At 67.1% G+C, this 17,131-nt stretch carries 21 protein-coding genes; 17 read left to right on the top strand and 4 right to left on the bottom strand.

Annotated elements, in window-relative coordinates; translation table 11 throughout:
• Positions 1 to 9: 9 nt before the first annotated feature.
• The 3 genes from ACH4F6_RS10000 to ACH4F6_RS09990 are packed head-to-tail and all read left to right on the top strand — an operon-like array spanning position 10 to position 2,541.
• Positions 10 to 195, top strand: a complete 186-nt coding sequence (locus tag ACH4F6_RS10000) for a hypothetical protein (RefSeq protein WP_397959436.1) — start codon at positions 10 to 12, stop codon at positions 193 to 195.
• Entirely contained in the window at positions 192 to 2,156 is a 1,965-nt protein-coding gene (locus tag ACH4F6_RS09995) for an AAA family ATPase (RefSeq protein ID WP_397959435.1), read from the top strand. Before ACH4F6_RS10000 ends, ACH4F6_RS09995 begins: the two co-directional genes overlap by 4 nt.
• Positions 2,149 to 2,541, top strand: coding sequence for a hypothetical protein (locus ACH4F6_RS09990; protein ID WP_397959434.1), 393 nt, complete (start codon positions 2,149 to 2,151; stop codon positions 2,539 to 2,541). Before ACH4F6_RS09995 ends, ACH4F6_RS09990 begins: the two co-directional genes overlap by 8 nt.
• A 1,436-nt stretch (positions 2,542 to 3,977) precedes the next feature.
• On the opposite strand, the gene ACH4F6_RS09985 is transcribed toward ACH4F6_RS09990, so the two are convergent.
• Both ACH4F6_RS09985 and ACH4F6_RS09980 read right to left on the bottom strand, forming a co-directional pair.
• Entirely contained in the window at positions 3,978 to 5,189 is a 1,212-nt protein-coding gene (locus tag ACH4F6_RS09985; protein ID WP_397959433.1) for a DNA sulfur modification protein DndB, read from the bottom strand.
• A gap of 660 nt (positions 5,190 to 5,849) precedes the next feature.
• Complete coding sequence (locus tag ACH4F6_RS09980; protein WP_397959432.1) at positions 5,850 to 6,947, bottom strand: DUF1152 domain-containing protein; 1,098 nt, start codon at positions 6,945 to 6,947, stop codon at positions 5,850 to 5,852.
• A gap of 94 nt (positions 6,948 to 7,041) precedes the next feature.
• Here ACH4F6_RS09980 and ACH4F6_RS09975 point away from each other — a divergent pair, with 94 nt between their 5' ends.
• The 4 genes from ACH4F6_RS09975 (at position 7,042) to ACH4F6_RS09960 (ending at position 9,319) form a co-directional block, all read left to right on the top strand.
• The gene (locus ACH4F6_RS09975; protein ID WP_397959431.1) at positions 7,042 to 7,782 is read left to right on the top strand and encodes a GntR family transcriptional regulator; all 741 of its coding nucleotides are present in this window, start codon (positions 7,042 to 7,044) and stop codon (positions 7,780 to 7,782) included.
• Between the two features lie 98 nt (positions 7,783 to 7,880).
• Positions 7,881 to 8,054 carry a hypothetical protein gene (locus ACH4F6_RS09970; protein WP_397959430.1) on the top strand — a complete coding sequence of 58 codons (174 nt, stop codon included), beginning with the start codon at positions 7,881 to 7,883 and terminating at the stop codon, positions 8,052 to 8,054.
• 6 nt (positions 8,055 to 8,060) lie between these two features.
• Positions 8,061 to 8,498 carry an ATP-binding protein gene (locus tag ACH4F6_RS09965; protein ID WP_397959429.1) on the top strand — a complete coding sequence of 146 codons (438 nt, stop codon included), beginning with the start codon at positions 8,061 to 8,063 and terminating at the stop codon, positions 8,496 to 8,498.
• A 92-nt stretch (positions 8,499 to 8,590) separates the two neighbouring features.
• Positions 8,591 to 9,319, top strand: coding sequence for a GntR family transcriptional regulator (locus ACH4F6_RS09960; RefSeq protein ID WP_397959428.1), 729 nt, complete (start codon positions 8,591 to 8,593; stop codon positions 9,317 to 9,319).
• 12 nt (positions 9,320 to 9,331) lie between these two features.
• Here ACH4F6_RS09960 and ACH4F6_RS09955 read toward each other — a convergent pair whose 3' ends face one another.
• Positions 9,332 to 9,643 carry a hypothetical protein gene (locus ACH4F6_RS09955; RefSeq protein ID WP_397959833.1) on the bottom strand — a complete coding sequence of 104 codons (312 nt, stop codon included), beginning with the start codon at positions 9,641 to 9,643 and terminating at the stop codon, positions 9,332 to 9,334.
• 201 nt (positions 9,644 to 9,844) lie between these two features.
• On the opposite strand from ACH4F6_RS09955, the gene ACH4F6_RS09950 reads away from it, so the two are divergent.
• From ACH4F6_RS09950 to ACH4F6_RS09905, 10 genes are all read left to right on the top strand, one after another.
• A complete protein-coding gene (locus tag ACH4F6_RS09950; RefSeq protein WP_397959427.1) occupies positions 9,845 to 10,195 on the top strand; it encodes a hypothetical protein in 351 nt (116 codons plus the stop codon).
• A gap of 5 nt (positions 10,196 to 10,200) precedes the next feature.
• The gene (locus tag ACH4F6_RS09945; RefSeq protein WP_397959426.1) at positions 10,201 to 11,574 is read left to right on the top strand and encodes an FtsK/SpoIIIE domain-containing protein; all 1,374 of its coding nucleotides are present in this window, start codon (positions 10,201 to 10,203) and stop codon (positions 11,572 to 11,574) included.
• Between the two features lie 55 nt (positions 11,575 to 11,629).
• A complete protein-coding gene (locus ACH4F6_RS09940; protein ID WP_397959425.1) occupies positions 11,630 to 12,286 on the top strand; it encodes a DUF2637 domain-containing protein in 657 nt (218 codons plus the stop codon).
• 18 nt (positions 12,287 to 12,304) lie between these two features.
• Positions 12,305 to 12,496 carry a hypothetical protein gene (locus tag ACH4F6_RS09935; RefSeq protein ID WP_397959424.1) on the top strand — a complete coding sequence of 64 codons (192 nt, stop codon included), beginning with the start codon at positions 12,305 to 12,307 and terminating at the stop codon, positions 12,494 to 12,496.
• Positions 12,496 to 12,687 (top strand): mobile element transfer protein, encoded by a 192-nt coding sequence (locus ACH4F6_RS09930; RefSeq protein ID WP_397959423.1) that lies wholly within the window; start codon positions 12,496 to 12,498, stop codon positions 12,685 to 12,687. Before ACH4F6_RS09935 ends, ACH4F6_RS09930 begins: the two co-directional genes overlap by 1 nt.
• A gap of 10 nt (positions 12,688 to 12,697) precedes the next feature.
• Positions 12,698 to 12,892, top strand: coding sequence for a hypothetical protein (locus ACH4F6_RS09925; RefSeq protein ID WP_397959422.1), 195 nt, complete (start codon positions 12,698 to 12,700; stop codon positions 12,890 to 12,892).
• Between the two features lie 14 nt (positions 12,893 to 12,906).
• Entirely contained in the window at positions 12,907 to 13,164 is a 258-nt protein-coding gene (locus tag ACH4F6_RS09920; RefSeq protein ID WP_397959421.1) for a SpdD protein, read from the top strand.
• A 131-nt stretch (positions 13,165 to 13,295) separates the two neighbouring features.
• Positions 13,296 to 14,627 (top strand): replication initiator, encoded by a 1,332-nt coding sequence (locus ACH4F6_RS09915; protein ID WP_397959420.1) that lies wholly within the window; start codon positions 13,296 to 13,298, stop codon positions 14,625 to 14,627.
• Complete coding sequence (locus ACH4F6_RS09910) at positions 14,603 to 14,797, top strand: helix-turn-helix transcriptional regulator (protein WP_397959419.1); 195 nt, start codon at positions 14,603 to 14,605, stop codon at positions 14,795 to 14,797. Before ACH4F6_RS09915 ends, ACH4F6_RS09910 begins: the two co-directional genes overlap by 25 nt.
• The gene (locus ACH4F6_RS09905; RefSeq protein WP_397959418.1) at positions 14,794 to 16,167 is read left to right on the top strand and encodes a tyrosine-type recombinase/integrase; all 1,374 of its coding nucleotides are present in this window, start codon (positions 14,794 to 14,796) and stop codon (positions 16,165 to 16,167) included. Before ACH4F6_RS09910 ends, ACH4F6_RS09905 begins: the two co-directional genes overlap by 4 nt.
• A 64-nt stretch (positions 16,168 to 16,231) precedes the next feature.
• On the opposite strand, the gene ACH4F6_RS09900 is transcribed toward ACH4F6_RS09905, so the two are convergent.
• Positions 16,232 to 16,897 (bottom strand): hypothetical protein, encoded by a 666-nt coding sequence (locus ACH4F6_RS09900; RefSeq protein WP_397959417.1) that lies wholly within the window; start codon positions 16,895 to 16,897, stop codon positions 16,232 to 16,234.
• Positions 16,898 to 17,131 lie beyond the last annotated feature (234 nt).

The raw sequence follows: 17,131 nt of genomic DNA, 5'->3' as shown, positions 1-17,131 counted from the left end.
GTGGAGCTCATGCGAGACAATCTTGCCCAAGTGGTCGAATCGGTGCGTTCACAGTTTTATGAGAATAGCGTCGATTCGGTGCTGGCTCAGCACATCGTGGAGATCGAGAAGCGATACGTCGAAGATCGACCCCGCGCACAGGAGGCCGTGGCCCGCGTCATCCAGGAGCACGTGGACAGGAGCGTTGAGGTTTGAGATACAAGAAGCTCACCGTTGAGAACTTCCTCGTCTTCCTAGGCGAGCAGGAGATCAACATCCCGGACAAGGACGGCGTAGTCGTCATCTACGGCAGGAACGGCAAAGGAAAGACGTCTCTGCTTAATGCTTTCCGCTGGGCTTGGACTGGCGAAGTCCGCAAGCGGAGCACCCGCCCACTGCCGCTGGAGGACATAACCAACAAGGTTGCCCTTGCGGAGGCGTCCGGCGACTCAGTCCGATGCCGTGTCCGCCTCGAGTTCGAAGCGGACGGCACGCAGTGGGATCTCACGCGTTCCCTCATCCGCAAGGGGGATGAATACTTCACTGAGCTCACGTTGCGTCGCGATGCAGTCGCTCTGAGCGCCGCCGATGCTGGGCGCAAGGTGACTGAGCTGATGCCAAGGGAGATTGAGCAGTTCTTCTTGTTCGACGGGGAGCTCCTCGACCAGTACGAGAAGCTCCTCGATGACGACAGCACCGCTGGCTCCACACTCCGCGATGCCATCGAACGCATCCTCGGACTTCCCATTTTGGAAAACGCCGCACGAGACAGTGCTCGGGTAGCTGAGCGCGCCGGCGAGCTGATTGCTGCTGCTGCGAAGCGGGACTCCAAGACGGAGAAACTCGGCCAGACTCTTGGTCATGAGCAGACTCGTCTCCGTGCGTTCCGCCAGAACTACGAGGCGGAAGATCAGAAGGCCAAAGACCTGGAGGCTGAGTCGGCTCAGCTCGACCAGCAGCTAGCGGAGCAGTCAGGCAAGCTCGAAATCAAGGCCAGGCGCGACGAGACTGTTAAGCGCCTTAAAGAGGCAGAGACACAGCACGACGCAGCTAAGGAAGAATTCGAAAACCTCCTCGCCGAGTCGTGGAGGGCGGTGCTCGTGGAGCCGATCGAGGCCCGCATCGAACAGGACACCAAGGCGTTGGAGGCCGTCGAGGAGCAGTTGGATGAGCTGCGCTTCGCGGCCACCCTCGTCCGTCATTACAAGGCCCTGGGCGCGGATACATGCCCGGTGTGTGAGTCCCGTCTGAACGCCAACAACCGCGCTGCCCTTGAGCAACGCCTCCAAGTCTCTGACTCTAGCGAGTTGAGCGCAAAAGAGGACAAGGCGGCAGCCCTAAAGGCGAGCCTCAAGCGGCTGCGAAAGTCCGGCCGAGGGCACGAACTTAGGGCCAATTTGAAAACTGTCGAAGAAAATTACCTGAACCTGCAGCAGAAGATTGAGGACTACAAGGACGATATCGACGACTTCGAGGACAAGTTGAAGGGGCAGGATACGGGGCTAACCGAGCTCGTCCAGCGCTCCAGGAACGTCAGCGTTCTCCTGCGCCAAGCGAAGGCTGCGTACAAGGAAGAGTGGGAGAAATACGAGCAGGCCAAGAAGAACGTAGCCAAGCTCGAAGAGCAGATCCGCAAGACAGGCGCAGGCAAGGCCGACCCGAGTGTCTATGAGCGGCAGCGGACTGCGGAGGCCCTCGCGGCCCTCTACCAGAAGGCGATCGTAATCTATCGCGACCAGCTTAAGGAAAGTATCCAGGAGAAAGCCACCGAACTCTTCCAGAGCATGCGATCTGAGAAGGACTACGTGAAGCTTGCGATAAATGAGTCCTACGGCTTGCGTATCCTTGACCGATCCGGAACTCCTGTAAAGCATCGAAGTGCTGGCTACGAGCACCTAGTCGCGCTGTCACTCTTGGGCGGCCTGCAGGCCAGTTCCCCCATCAGCGGGCCATTGGTCATGGACTCCCCGTTCGGGCGCCTCGATGACCACCATGTTGACGGCGTCGTCGCCAACCTTGACAAGCTCAGCTCCCAGGTGTTCCTTCTGGTTCACGAACGTGAGCTCCCCCGCGAGACTGCACGAGACCTGCTTCGAGGTCGGATGCTGGCCGAGTTCGAGTTGTCTCGAGGAGCGTCCGCGCATGAGACCAACATCCAGGAGCTTCGCAGTGTCTGAAACCACCACGCACGGACGCGTGAACATTGCTCTCACCGGCCGTGCTGATATCGCTCGAGACGAGATCAGCGCCCGGTTCCCATTCCGAGAGAAGCAGCAGTTGGTCCGCCTAGGTCTCGCCTATGCCCTTCGGCTCAACCTTGAACCGGTACGCGGAGGCGACTTCGGCCGCGCCGGCGATGGGCAGAACATGAACGTCGGCTCCTTTGACCCAAGCGGCGAGCTCTTTGACCTAGTGCGTGCATTCCATCCGGAATATGATGACCCGGCAGAGGTCGCCGAGACCCTTATGAGCCTCGGCCTGGTCAAGCTGGCCGAGGATGTCCGTAACAGCGAAGTCACTCGCATCGCCGACATCTTGTATGCGAATGACGGAACCGACTGACGAGGCGCCTCCGAGGCGGGACCTACTGTGCATTCTCGCCAATCCACCCTTGGGGAGCGGCGAGCGCACCAGAGCGCGGCTTGGGCTGGCCCGTGACCTTCTCGGCTTCGAGACGTTCACGATCAGGAACCTGTTCGCCGTTCCTTCAGGCGCCGTCACGGACATTTCGACACTCGGTGCAACCTCGGCCGGATGGGCCCAGGCCAGACAGCAGATGGAATCAGCATTCTCTGCCTGCGATGGAGTGCTGCTGGCCTACGGCGTTTCCGAACCGACCGGTGCGGCACGGAAGCACCACCGAGAGCAAGTGGAGTGGGTGGCTGAAAGGCTCGTTGCCTCGGGCTGCCAGACGTTTCAGGTTGGCGATGGACCGAGGCACCCGTCCCGCTGGCAGCGGTGGACTTCTCGGTATCATAGAGGGCTGGAGTTCTCCGCCGCCCTAGAGGTGTCCCTCAAAGCCGTCAGCTTCGGCCGGGCCCCAACTCACATAGTCAGAACTGCCCAATAACCTGGTCACCCATGTGCTGCCAAAGTTGCTTCTAGACGAAGCAGTCGCTCCGTTAGGGTGTCGGTCCATGACCGACACCCTGGCCTTCCCCGAGTACAGCTAGCCCATAAGGTCCGGCTTCGTCCTCTCTCAGCGCGAAGACTATGGCCAGCGGACATGCCGGACGCTATGGAGCTGTCCCTAACGGCCTGTCTGACGCTGCTGGACCGACCGGCCGGCCGAACCTTTGGTGGTCTGCCAGGCCCGGAACTGTTCCGCTGACGTCAACGACCCCGGACAGCAGCAACACACGGCAGCCGCTGTTCACCTGCGCCGGTGGTCCGCATACGTCCGCGCTCGCGCCGTTGTTCGTCGGCGTTTTCACGCACTCAAGACACTCACCGGATGTGTGCATAAGCGCACGTCAGCTCAGTTCTCCGGGCTTGGGCATGGTGGTTCCAGTGTCGCAGATCAACTTGCGTGACCTGCGGCTGCCGCCCGCTACGGCTGTCGTTAGTGGTCATCACTGGTCGCTGCTGAGCGGCCTCGGACGGCCCAGGGACGGCCCAGACCCGGCGCTTAGAAGATGCGGGCGGCCCTTGGTGGCGTGGACCGTCGGCACCTTGCCATTGCCGCGCTGGGCTGTCGAATGTCGTTGCCGTCCGCCGTCGTTGCCGTCAGCGCTGCCGTCACTGCCGTCGATACGGTGGCCTTGGTTCCGCAGATGCCGGCAAAAAAAGGGGGCCGGTGAACACCTGCAGCGCTGGCGAGGCGTCGGCTCTCGTACGACTGCCCAACGGGCACGCCTGCAATTTCACCAATCATGTCGGCAGATGGCAGGAGCCACTGACAGAGCGCTCTGGTCTACCCGTTTGCCGCATCAGCACAGAACAGGCCCTCGCCCCCTTAGTGTGGGAGACGAGGACCTGTTCAGCGAGCAGTTCAGGTGTTAGACGCTCGCGGGCTTCTCCTCGGTGGACTGCTCCGGAAGGGGCGCGGTGCCGTGGAGGGAAGCAGCGATCTCGGCGCGAAGCAGAGCGCCCGCAGACTCCCAGGCGGTCCGGCCGGCGACGAGCTTGCCCGTGTCGGGGTCGATGAGGTTGCCAGCGAAGATGGTGTCCTCAGACGTGATGGCGGCCGTCTTGGTGGCGCGGTCGAAGTTGACCTTGTCGAGGGCCCGTACGGCCTCGGAGATCGTGGTGCTGCCGTCGGCAACGGCCAGGTGAACGGCGTAAGCGATGGCGTAGAGAACGCCGGCGGAGGTCAGGTAAGTGGCCTCACGCAGCTCGGGAACGCTGATGTTGCCGTCGACGACGTCAGCAAAGCGAACCAGCTCACCCAGCTCGGTCCAGAAGTCCTTGAGAGCAGCGCGAGCCTCCTCGGGGTTGCTCTTGCTCCCCTCGAAGTGGGCGTTGACGGCCTTGTCCATGGTCGCCGGGGACCGGTACCCGTTGCCCACCAGGAGCAGACCGGACACGTAGCGCACGGTCTTGAAACTGAACGCCTTGGCCGAGAGCTTGCCCGGGTTGTCCTTGAAGTACTCGACCCGGTCCTGCAGGAGCGGAACGTGGTCGAAGAGGTCGGCGAGCTCACGGTTGATGGGCTGGCGCCGATCCATCGACTGCCCCATCGAGGCCGTGGGCGCCTTGACGTTGCGCTGAAGATCCGCGAAGTCCTGGGCGCGATGCTTGGGATCGTCCTCGATCACGATGATCAGCGGCTGCCCGGACGTCCGGAGGCGCTCGATGAGCGGGTCGTCCTCGTCCCGGCCCTGCACGATCTTCTCGTAGGCGCCGATGCGGTGCTGTCCATCGCCGATGTCGAACTTGGCGCCGATGTCGATGGTGAGCGTACCGAACTGGGCGGCATCGACCTCGGTGGTCACCCCGGGCACCGGGGTGGCCTTGAACTCGGCTTCCTTCGACGTCAGGTAGAGGACCGCCGCCCCGAGAACGAACTTCTCCTCGGTCTCCAGGTAGTTGACGATGCCGGCCATGTGGTTGTTGTCACGCGGCCGGTTGCCGTGCGTGGTGGTCTTGACCGGGTCCCAAGCCTCCGGCTTGGCGACCATCGAGACGAGATCCACCGCAGACATCGCGGTGGTCATCATCTGGCGACCACCCTGCGTGTAGCCGATGACGGGGATGTGGATCTTAGGCATCGGAGCCCCCTCCCTTTGCGTGCTAACGCAAGCCCTGGATGGACTGAATGGGCGTCAGCGACTAAGAGAGACGCTACTACGCACAATGTCGCCGTGACAACCCGTTAAATTCTGCGTAGCGCGCCGAAGTTCTTGCGTAGTGGATGTTCGGCGCAAGGTGGCGAATATCCCCATTCCGCAGGTCATGCGCTTGATCACCAGGCATCGCGTCGGGCGAAGACGCCCCTCTGCTCACCGCTCACCCGGCTCCCATCCCGTCTGCCGTCGACCCACACACCGTGGAGCAGGCGCGGTGCCGGGCGTCCAGGTGGAGCGCCCCACTGGACGAACGACCTGGACGCCCGGTGCCGTGTCTGCTCGGCTCTGCCTGGGTCGACGGCAGACGGGATGGGAGCTCCCCACGCCAGCCACCTTCGGCCGGCACTCGCCCGTGGCGCCCCTGCCATCTCGGAGCCTGAGCGCCCCCGCCGGAGGCATGTCCTTCACCGCGACCCCCCTCGTGCGGTACTCGACCCTCCGACTGGTCCCGCTCCTCCCGTGAGCGCGCGTCGGCGCAGCGTGCGCGGAGCGGGCCGAAGGCAGGAGCGCAGCGCGACGCGGAGCCGGGAGCGCGCCCGGCGGAGCGGAGCGCAGCCGGGCTTGAACCCGTGAAGAAAGTTGTTACTCAGGCTTGGCCGTGATGCGCCACAACGGGGCTTCGTACTGTTCCGGGCGGTTGCTGATCAGTAGCTCACGCAGGTTCTCGCGTTGGGTGCCGCTGAGGTTCAGGGCTTCGGTGATGTGGCGGAACGTCGTGTGGGTGACTCCGCGGTTGGTGGCTTCCGCCTCGAATGCTGCGAGTTGGGTCAGGACGGTGTCCGGGTTCAGGTCCGTCGGGGGCTGGTCCTTGAGCCAGGTGGCCTTGTTGCGTTCGTAGTCGATCTCCGAGAAGCCGCAGATCTCGCGGCTGTACGCCTCGACCTCGTCCAGAGTGGCCGTCGTCATGATGGCGCGGGCGAGTTGGTTGCGGCTGGCGGCGTCGTCCAGGTCGACCTCGTGGACGGTCGGGCTCTCGTCGGTGAGGGGGATGGGCAGGCCGGCGTCTCGGATTTCACAGGTTCCGCGGGCGCCTCGGGCGGTGGCGGCGAGCATGCCGGTCGCTTCGGAAGGGTGCCAGTCCAGGATCGTGCCGAGCCTGTCCACGTCCGCTGCGGTGAAGGTGTGGACGAGGTCGCCGAGCAGGTCGCGGAAGTCGTCCGGGGGAAGTTCGCCGTCCAGACCGGGGCCTGCGATCAGGAGTCGGATCGGGGCGTTGACCTGGCAGCAGGCGGCGAGGGTGAGGGCGTCGGCCAGTGGGCTTTTCAGGGTGGGTTCGTCGCCTCGAGCCAGGATGTCGCCGCCCACGTCCAGGAGGTCGATGGACGTGGGGGACAAGTGGCTGATGAGTTCTTCGAGTTGGCGGGTGACGCCTTCCACGCCGTGGTGCGGGTCGAGCAGGGCGAAGGTGTTCGGGAGCTCTGCCGCGAGTCGGGGGAGGGTGGAGCCTGCCGGAGCGATGGGGCGGGCCTCGGCCGGCACTCGACGTACGGCGGGGGTCATCGGGAGGAGGCCGGTGAAGTTGTCGGCTCCTCGTGGGCCCGGTACCGGGTCGATCAGCAGGCGGTCCCACGCGTACGTGAGGATCACCGCCCGGTCCTCGCCGCCGTAGAGGCCGGCGTCAAGCATCGCGGCAGCGACAGCGTCGCCTCCGCCTCCCGCTGCGACGATCAACCGCGTCATGGGGCCAGCCTACGAGGTTCGGGGTTGGCCACTCACTCTATAGTGGCTAGAGGCCATAGCCACTTGTTGACGTGAAGGATTCCAAGGAGGGGACATGCCGCAGATCGAGGAGACTCAGCCGAAGTACCTCCAGATCGCCCATTACATCCGTGACCAGATCCTGCGGGGGGACCTGCGGCCGGGGGACGAGGTTCCCTCCGAGCGGCAGCTGGCGGCCGACTGGTCCGTCTCTCGGCCGACGGCTGCCCGGTCGCTGGAGGCGCTGAGTCGTCAGGGCCTGGTCGAGAAGCGCCAGGGTTCGGGCACCTACGTGCGCAGCCTCGAAGTCAACCGCCGTGCACGGGAGTTGTACGGCCGGGCCCGGCAGACCGGGAAGATCTACACCGCCGGCGAGTACGCGGTGATCACCTCGGCCGGGTGGCTGGACGCTCCGGACCACGTGGCCGAAGCGCTGGGGCTGGTCAAGGACCGGAGGGCCGTCCACCGGCGTCGCGTGACGAACAACCAGGACGGGCCGATCAACCTGTCGACCTCGTGGTTCGCTCCGGACGTCGGGCAACGGGCGCCCAGGCTCATGGACCCCGAACGCATCCAGGAGGGGACCCTGATGTACGTCGAGAACATGACGGGACGGCAGGGGAGTTACGCGGAAGACCGGACGTGTGCTCGACAGGCCACGGACGAGGAGGCCGAGGATCTCCACCTCACCCCGGGGGCGGCGGTGCTGGTCGTCCACCACGTCGTCTACGACCTCCAGGACCGGCCGCTGGAGTTCGCCGAAGCGACTTACCCGCCGCACCGTTGGGCTTTCGAACAGGGCTACCCGCTGACCTGAAACAGCCGTAGTTCCGGCGGAACCGCTTGCACGCCACAAGTGGCTAATGCCACTCTCCACGTAGTGGCTAAGGCCACTTGGAGGAGGAGGGGTGCGGTGTGACGAGTCGGCGGTCGGACGAGGAAGCGCGCAGCAACTGCCGGGGATGTCGGGGACGCGGCTGGAAGCGCGTCGGCTCCCGTACGGCTCTGGCGCTCTCGACGGCCGACGACCGCACCCGCGCCACATCGAAGCGGCGCTGCCTCGACTGCGACGGCAGCGGCAAGGAGTGAACGCGGATGGCCTACACGATCGACCGCTACCCCTGCGAGGACTCGCCGCGGCTGGGAGCGATGACCTTGCACCCGACGCCGGAGTCCGTACCCCGGGCCCGGCGCTGGTTCCGGAAGTTCATCGCCCCGTACAACCCGGCCTGCTCGGTCGACGACTGCGCCCTGATGATCTCGGAACTGGTCACCAACGCCATCCGCTACGGGCAGGCGGACGAGACATGGATGGTGCGGGTGGAGTGGTTCCGGGAAGGGGACTCGCTGCGGGTCGAGGTGCACAACCCCGGCTTCCCAGCCGCCGTGCGGCTCCGGCACCCGGACGCCAATGACGCACACGGACGCGGCCTGCTCCTGGTCGACTCCATCGCCGACTCCTGGCACTCCGGGCCGAGCCGGTTCGGCGGAACGGTCGTCTCCTTCGTGGTCGCCGATGCCTGGCCGGCGTGATGGGATAACCCACCTCTTCTACTGCCACCTTGAATCTGTCGCTAGTCTGGTTGATCGGTTGACTTGGCCAATCTCGACAGGCGGCGGCGTTCATGGCGTATGAAGTGGAGGCGCCCAAGTACGTGCGCCTCGCGCAGACGATCCAGCGTCGCATCGAGGACGGCACGTACGCGCCTGGCACGCGGGTTCCCAGTGAGAACCAGCTGGTGCAGTCGTTCGGGATGTCCCGGCCCACGGTCGTGCGGGCGCTGGAGCTGCTGAAGCGGGATGGCTGGCTGGAGTCCCGGCAGGGCTACGGGACGATCGTGCGCGGTCGCCCTGCGGTCGTCGAAGAGAAAGACCGGCGCGGCCTGGAAGCCTTGACGCGTGACGAGTCGCAAACTCCCGGCCGCCTGGTCGACGTCGGCGAGGTGGCAGTGCCTGCACGCGTGGCCTCGGCCCTGGGACTGCCCAAGAAGGCCAAAGCCGTCCGGCGTCGCTTCCTGGTCGAAGAGGACGGTGAAGCGGCCGAGCTGGTCTCGTCGTACTTTCCCTCCGGCCTCGTCGAGGGAACCGACCTGGCCGGCGGTGATGTGCTGGCGTCCGGTGTGCGCGAGCACCTGGAGACGCGCAAGAAGGTCCGTTTCGACCATGTGACGGAGCGGGTGTCCGCACGGCTGCCCGACGCTGCCGAAGCCGAGCTGCTGGGGCTGTCGGACGGCGTTCCCGTCCTGAGCGTCCTCGTCATCGCCTGCGACGCCTCCGGGCAAGCGCTACAGGTCTCTGATGTGCTCCTTCCTGCCGACCGGCAGGAACTGGAAGACACCTACCGCTTGAACTGACTTGGCCTGTGGCTAGCCGTCTTCTCGGCCGGGAAGCGGTGCTCCCTGGAGGAACGCTCGGTAAGCCTCTGCGGCGTCATCTTCTACCGTCGGCTCCTCCGGTCCGTACCGTGTGTCGCTCCGGTCGCGCTTCGGTCCGGAGATCCAGAACTCCTCGTCCGTTTCGGCGTCATAGAAGTTGGCGTCGAACAAGCCAAGACCTGTGGCGCGCCGCAGCGTTCGCCCCTGGAAGTAGGCCGTCTTCCAGGTCTTGGAGAAGTCCACCCACCCGATCCACGAGGGCCTGCGGTCGGTGTCGTAGCCCCTCTTGAGCTGCACGAACATGATTCTGCGAGGCATGGCCCCAGCCTGGCCGACCGAGCAACCTCGGTAAACCGAGTTTGTGGTCGCCCCGATGACCCGAGGAAACGGCTTCTCTTCCCCTCGATCTCACTTGACAAGTCAACTTGCCATCCCTAGCTTCGAACTTGCTAAGTCAACCTGTCAGGTTGGCGGGTTGATCGACTCTCAGAAGGAGCAATTCCTGTGCGTGTGATCCGCGTTGACGCCTCGGCAGCCACGATCCTGCTCACCGAAGCGCCGGCGCCGAAGGTGCGCGACCGGCAGACCGGTGAGATCGCCAAGGACGCAGTGACCGGTGAGGCGCTGATGACCGTCGGCGTCGTCTACATCGACGAGGGCGAGTCGTCACTGATCCAGGTCACCGTCCCGGAGAGCGGCGTGACCGAGGGCCTGACGGTCGGTGCTCCGGTCTCGCTGCCGGGCCTGGTGGCGCGGCCGTGGCAGAGCGTCTTCAACGGCCGGGAGCGGCACGGCATCGCCTACCGGGCGACCGCCATTGCCCCGGGTGCCTTCTCGATGGCTCAGGCGGGCTGATCGCCGTGACGGACCTGGTGACATGGGCCGAGCTGGGCGGTTCGCTCGCCGCGATAGGCGGCGCCGCCTACGCCCGGCACGCCTACCCGGCGGCGTACTGGTCCAGGGTCGGGCTGCCGCTCTCGGTGGCCCGGCTGCTGGCCTCGTACCCCTCGACCATGGACGCCTGCGGCCTGACCGTCGAGCCGTCCCGGTGGCGGGCGCTGGCCGTCCGGGCGGCCACCCGCCGTGAGGTCCGGCCGGTTCCTCCTCGTCGGGGCGCCATCCGTCCCACCACGACCGGCCTGCGCATGCGGCTGCGGCTGGCTCCGGGCCAGGAGCCGGCGGACGTGGCGGCCTCCGCCGAACGCCTCCGGCACGCCTGGGGCGTCCACGCCGTCCACGTGCGGGACGTCAAGCCCGGAGTCGTCGAACTGCGGCTCGTCGGCTTCGACGTGCTGCGAAAGGTGCGGATGCCCCGGCGGCTGGACGGCGGTCCGCTTCGGATCCCGGTGGCGTTACGGGAGGACGCGACCGCGTTCGTACGGGACTACCGGGCCGTACCGCATGAGCTGGTGCTCGGCGCCACGCTCTCCGGCAAGTCCATGTACCTGCGGAACCTGCTGACCGGGCTCGCTGCTCAGCCGGTGGCCCTGGTCGGGATCGACTGCAAGCGCGGGGTCGAGCTGGCGCCCTTCGCGCCCCGGCTCTCCGCCCTGGCGACCGACCCGGACCAGGCGGCCGGGCTGCTTCCTGCGCTCGTGAAGGAAATGGAGGACCGGTACGACCTGATCAAGGCCCGGCAGGGCATCGCGCCCGGCACTCCGGAAGAGCTGATCACCTCGGACGTCTGGGGACTGCCGGAGGACGAACGCCCGGCCCCGATCGTGCTCTTCGTCGACGAGGTGGCCGAACTCTTCCTCGTCGCCACGCGGAAGGAGGAGGAACGGCGGGACGAGATGGTCACCCAGCTCATCCGGCTCGCCCAGCTCGGCCGGGCCGCCGGCATCTATCTCGAAGTCTGCGGGCAGCGCTTCGGCGCCGAGCTGGGCAAGGGCGCGACCATGCTCCGCGCCCAACTCACCGGCCGCGTCTGCCACCGTGTGAACGACGAAGCCTCGGCGAAGATGGCGCTCGGTGACATCGCCCCTGAGGCCGTCGGCGCGGCCTGTGCCATTGCCGCCGAGCTGCCCGGCCTGGCCGTCGTCGGCGACACCTCCGGCGGCTGGTCCCGCATCCGTACCCCCTACCTCTCCCTCGCCGACGCCGCGGCCACCTGCCGCGCGACGGCTCACCTCACCCCCGACGTACCGGCGCTCGATCCCCTCCGCCCGTACGTCCCACCGATGCCGGTAGAGGCGTCCGGGCCTGGGGCCACGGCCCGCCCGGTCACCGAGTAAGCACACCCCGCCCACGGCCGGCACGGCCGTCCTGTGCCACGTCCCTACCCCCTCCATGCCTGGAACCGGAAGGAGCTGCGCCGTGCCTGCCCTGCCTGTTCGCCTCGACGCCGTACTCGTCCAAGCACTGATCGCCGCCGCGCTGTCCTTCGCCCACCTGCACGACCTGGCCTCGGCCGCCGGACAGGACGGCTGGAAGGCATGGGCCTACCCGGTCTCCGTCGACCTGCTGTTGGTGGCGGCCTGGCGGCGACTGCGCTCCGGTGAGGCGAAAGCGGCCGGGTGGTGCTGGTTCCTCGTCGCCCTGACCGCGTCCCTCGGCGCCAACGTCGCCACGGCAGGACTCCTCGACCTCGACGACGTGCCGGACTGGCTGCGCATCCTCGTGGCCGGATGGCCTGCGATCGCCTTCCTGGGAGGGACGCTGCTCGCCCACGGAGCAACCGCGGACGCCTCGACGGGGGAACGCGAGTCGGCCCCGGAGCCCATCGCACCCGAAGCCCCTGCCTCCGCACCTGAGTTGCCCGCTGCGGAGCCGGAACCGGCTCCGCCCTCTACGCCCCCGGTCCCGCCGGCGCTCGTCACGCTCGCGCGCAAGGTCGCCGACGAACACCGCACCCGGACCGGAACGCCCATCGACACCTCGACCCTTCGCGCCCGGCTCGGCGTCCCGCTGCCGCTGGCCGAAGCCCTCTCCGCCCACCTGACCTGACCCGGAGGACTTTCCCCCGTGCGCCCGTCCACGCTCCGCGCGCTGCAACGCGCCGCCGAGTTGACCCGACAGAACCGCCTCACCGAAGCCGTGCTCATCGCCGAGCCCGTGATCCTCGCCGCCGACGAGTACGAGGGCGACGAGATCTTGCGCTGGCTGGCCGAGCACGTCACCGACTTCACCGGCGAAGACCCGAAGGAGACCCCCTGATGACCGCCAACCGCCGCTTCCGCCGCACCGTCCGCCTCGGACCCGTCCAGGTCGGCACGTACTACGACGGCCGGGGCCGAGAGAAGCACGCCGCCGTCTGTACGGCTCCGCGCTGCGGCTTCTCCGCCGACTACGACAGCCGCGCCGCCGCCGAGCTGGCCGCCCGCACCCACCGCTGCGCCGTCCGCTGAGGGAGCTTCCGTGACCGTCTCGCTGCCGCTCGTCTTCGTCCTGGGCGTCATCGCCTGGGCCGCGATCAAGTTCCTCGGCGTCCGCCTCTGGGTCGCCGTCGTGATCACCCTGTTCGGCTTCTGGCTCTCACACACCTTCCTCGCCCCCGCCATCGAGTCCGGCACCCGTTCCGGGGTCGACGTCGTCAACGGCACCCACGAGTGACAAGGAGATCCGCCGTGTTCCGTCCCAAGCTGCCCGACGTCCCGACTCTGCCGACGTCGACCGTCACGCCTCAGCAGACGCAGGCTCCGGCTCCCTCAGCCGGTCGTCCGGTCGCCCCGTACGTGGGCATCGGCGCCGGCGCGGTCGCCGCCGTGGTCGTCGTCGGTGTCGTCCTCACCGCGCTCCTGGCGGCGGTCGCCGTCACGGCCGTGTCCGTGGCCATCGCCGCCGTGGTCCTGCGCTCCCTCGTCAACGGCGCCGACAGGCGCTGACCGGCCACCGGGGCGGCAACAAGCCGCCAAGCATCCCGCCGCCCCGGGGCCGTCCCTCCCCACTGCCGAAACAGCCGAAAGGAAGTCCCATCATCACCCGGCAGACTCCGCCCCCGCTGGCGGAACTCTCCATGCTGGCCTCCCTCGGCACCCTACCCGAGCTGGCCCGCCAACTGTCCGGCCTGGGCGGCTGCACCCGCCCCGTACGCCTCGACGGCCACCGCACCGAGCACGCGGTCGACACGGCAACCGGCGAGATCGGGCGCGTCCTGCACCACCTGGACTCGTCCGCCCTCCCCGCCGGCAACCTCCTCGTCCGCTGCAACAACCGCCGCGCCACTCGCTGCCCGGCCTGCGCCGAGACCTACCGCCGAGACACCTACCACCTGATCACCGCCGGACTCCGCGGCGGCAAGGGCACCCCCGAACGGGTCGCCACCCACCCGCGCGTCTTCGCCACCTTCACCGCCCCCGGCTTCGGCCCGGTCCACAACCGACCCACCGACGGCCGGGGGACGGTCCGCCCCTGCCGCTGCGGCGTCCACCACGACCAGGACGACGACGTACTCGGCACCCCGCTCGACCCGGACCGCTACGACTACGAAGCGGCCGTGCTCTGGAACGCGCACGCCGGGACCCTCTGGCGGCGCTTCTCGATCTACCTCCGCCGGGAGGTCGCCAAGCGGGCCGGGCTCACCCAGCGCACCTTCCGCGATCACGCGCGCATCTCCTTCGCCAAGGTGGCCGAGTACCAGAAGCGCGGGGCCGTCCACTTCCACGCGGTCATCCGCCTTGACGGCCCGGAGGGCGGCGACACCCCGCCGCCGGCCTGGGCGACGGCCGAACTCCTCACCGACGCCATCCGTGCGGCTGTCCCCGCCGCCCAGGTCGACGGCCCGGAGATCGACGGCCGGGCCCACACCTTCATCTTCGGCCGACAGCTCGACGTCCGTACGATCTGCTCGGCCGACTTCGACGGCGGCCAGGAGCTGACCGAGCGGGCCGTCGCGGCGTACATCGCGAAGTACGCCACCAAGGGTGCCGAGACCGCGACGGGAGCTCTGGACCGGCCGCTGAAGTTCGCCGCCGAGCTGGCCCAGCTCGACATCAGTGACCACGCCCGTCGCATGATCCGCACCGCGTGGATCCTCGGCGCCCGCAAGGACCTCGAACACCTCCGCCTGCGCGCCTGGGCCCACATGCTCGGCTTCCGCGGCCACTTCTCCACCAAGTCCCGCCGCTACTCCACCACCCTCGGCGCCCTCCGCACTGCCCGTGCCGACTGGCGACGGGCCCAGACGGCTCCGACCGTCCCGCAGGACGGCGACACCACGCTCGTCCTCGCCCACTGGGTGTTCGCCGGCACGGGCCTCAGCGCTGCCGAGACCTGGCTTGCCGCGTCTCTCGAACCTGCCATCGGAACGGAAGGAGAACCGACATGGACCACCGTCACGACGAGCTGATGACTGTCCGCCAGGTGCTCGACGAACTGGGCGGTGTTTCTCGACGGACCTTCTACCGCTGGCGGGAGCTGGGGCTGGGGCCTGAGGCATTCAAGCTCCCCAATGGAGAGCTCCGAATCTGGCGAAGTGACTTCGTCACATGGTTGCGGCAGTTGGAGGCGGCGGCGTGAAGTCTCTCGACGTGAAGGTCTGGAGCGTCCGTAAGCGGGACACCAAGACGCCTTCGTACGGGGTCCGCTGGTCTGTTGCAGGCAACGTCTTCTCGGAGTCCTTCCGGACCAAGGCGCTTGCTGACCACTACCGTACGAAGCTCATGCGTGCGATGCGCGACGGCGAGGAATTCGACACGCAGTCGGGCCTTCCGGCCTCGATGGAAGAGAAGAAGTCGGCCGTGTCGTGGTACGCCTTCGCCCTCAGGTACCTCGCCATGAAGTGGCCCCACGCGGCCCCCAACACGCGGGACGGCATCAACGAGTCGCTCACCAGCGTGACGGTGGAACTCCTCGACGATCGCGCTGGACGTCCGTCCGACGAGGCGATCCGCAAAGCACTTCGTAACTGGGCCTTCGTCTTGCCAGCGCCTGACGATCGGGAAGTCCCGGACGACGTGCGGAACGTTCTCCACTGGGTGTCCAAGGCTTCTCGACCGCTCGCTGACCTCGCTGAGCCCGCCACGGCCCGCGCGGTCCTCGACTCGCTGAAGCTCAAGCTCGACGGCACAGCAGCAGCGGCGGAAACCGTGAGGCGTAAGCGTCGGACGCTCGTCAACGCCGCGAACTACGCGGTCGACCTGGGAGAGCTGCGCGAGAACCCCATCACGGCGGTTCGCTGGCAGAAACCGAAGGTGTCCAATCAGGTGGACCCGCGCGTCGTCGCCAACCCGGAACAGGCTCGCAACCTCCTGGCGGCCGTCTCCTATGTGGGCGGATACCGGCGTGCCCGCGGCCGTCGTCTCGTGGGTCTGTTCGCTGCCATGTACTTCGGTGGCCTTCGGCCGGCGGAAGCGGTCGGCCTCGTCGAGACGGACCTGATCCTCCCCGAACAGGGTTGGGGCTCGGCCCTGCTCCACCGGACCCGTCCGTCGGTCGGCAAGCAGTGGACCGACTCGGGGGAGACCCACGACGACCGCGGGCTGAAGAACCGGCCGACCGAGGACGTCAGGCGGGTGCCCATCCCGCCCTACCTCGTCGCCGTGCTCCGCGAGCACTTGGCCACCTTCGGTACGGCGGACGACGGGCGGCTGTTCTTCAGCGAGAAGGGCGCGGTCGTCCCGTCCTCGACCTACTACCGCGTGTGGCAGGAGGCCCGGCTCCTCGCGCTCCCGCCGGCCGTCGCGGCCTCGCCGCTCGCGAGTCGGCCGTACGACCTCCGTCACTCGGCGCTGTCGACGTGGCTCAACGCAGGTGTCGACCCGACCGAGGTGGCCGAGCGCGCCGGCAACAGTGTCGAGGTCCTGCTGACTCGCTACGCGAAGTGCCTCGACGGACGGCAGGACGTCGCCAACCGTCGCATCGAGGATTTGCTGCGCGAGTACGAGTAGACGTCCCTGCCTGTCTTTGAGACCCCTGGTGTCGCGTCCAGAGGTCTCCTCGTTGTTCCACGTCTCAGCGCGTCGGATAGCCGATCTCGGCAATGTCCTCTGAGAGATCTGCCAGGACGATCTTCGAGTTCAACGCGTGGACCACTTCTTCGGTCAGTGGGAGGGAAGAGAAGATGTGACGAACGGCGTCCAAGACGACCGGGACCCCGTAGTAATCCTCGGCCCAGCTCTGAAACGCTTCCGGTGAGCGGTCCACCAACAGTTGGAAGAGGTATCCGGCGCCGTCCGGATCTTCCCTTTCCCTCTCAGGAAAGTCGATCGTCCCCGTTTTCCAGCTGTCGTCTCCGGCCTCTCGCCACATACACGCAGTGACGAGAGGCATCCCGTCCTCGTCCGAGAACGCCGGTTCCTCGACACACGGCCGAAAGACCTCAGGAACTTCGTCGAGCACTCCCGGCCATGGCCCGTCCTCTGCGTAGGGGCTCATGGGTGACTCGTGATCGAACCCCCGGACGTAGGCGCCGGCGGGCGAGAAGACGATCGAGTACTCGTCGCCCGATCCGTTCCGCATCGAGGCCATCGACTCCGTCTCGGACCAGTGGTCGTTGAAGGAGTGGTAGCGGGTTTCCCACTCGGGGCTCAGGACCGCCTCCAGGACGGCCATGGAACGGCAGTGCTCACGGAGTACTGCTGTCTCGGGCAGGTGTCGAGCAACATCATGAACGGTCACCCGCCCATCCAAGCGCACGCATCTGACACGTCAGGTCCCTGCCCGACGGGTCACTGCCGCACGGAACCCGAGGGCCACGGACAGTGCGCCTCACCTGGGGCAACGCTTCAAGATCCCGTCCACGCCTCGTCCACGGACCCCGACATGCGGCCGCTCCGGGCTGCATCCGCCTGCACATACGCGAAGACCCCGGCCTCAGCGTTTCCGCTGGTGACGGGGTCTTTGGGCACCACA

Origin of the sequence: Streptomyces sp. NPDC017936, assembly GCF_044328485.1 — a bacterium.
Lineage (GTDB): Bacteria > Actinomycetota > Actinomycetes > Streptomycetales > Streptomycetaceae > Streptomyces.
The sequence above is the reverse complement of the archived record's forward strand: the minus strand, read 5'-3'. Positions and strand labels throughout refer to the sequence as shown.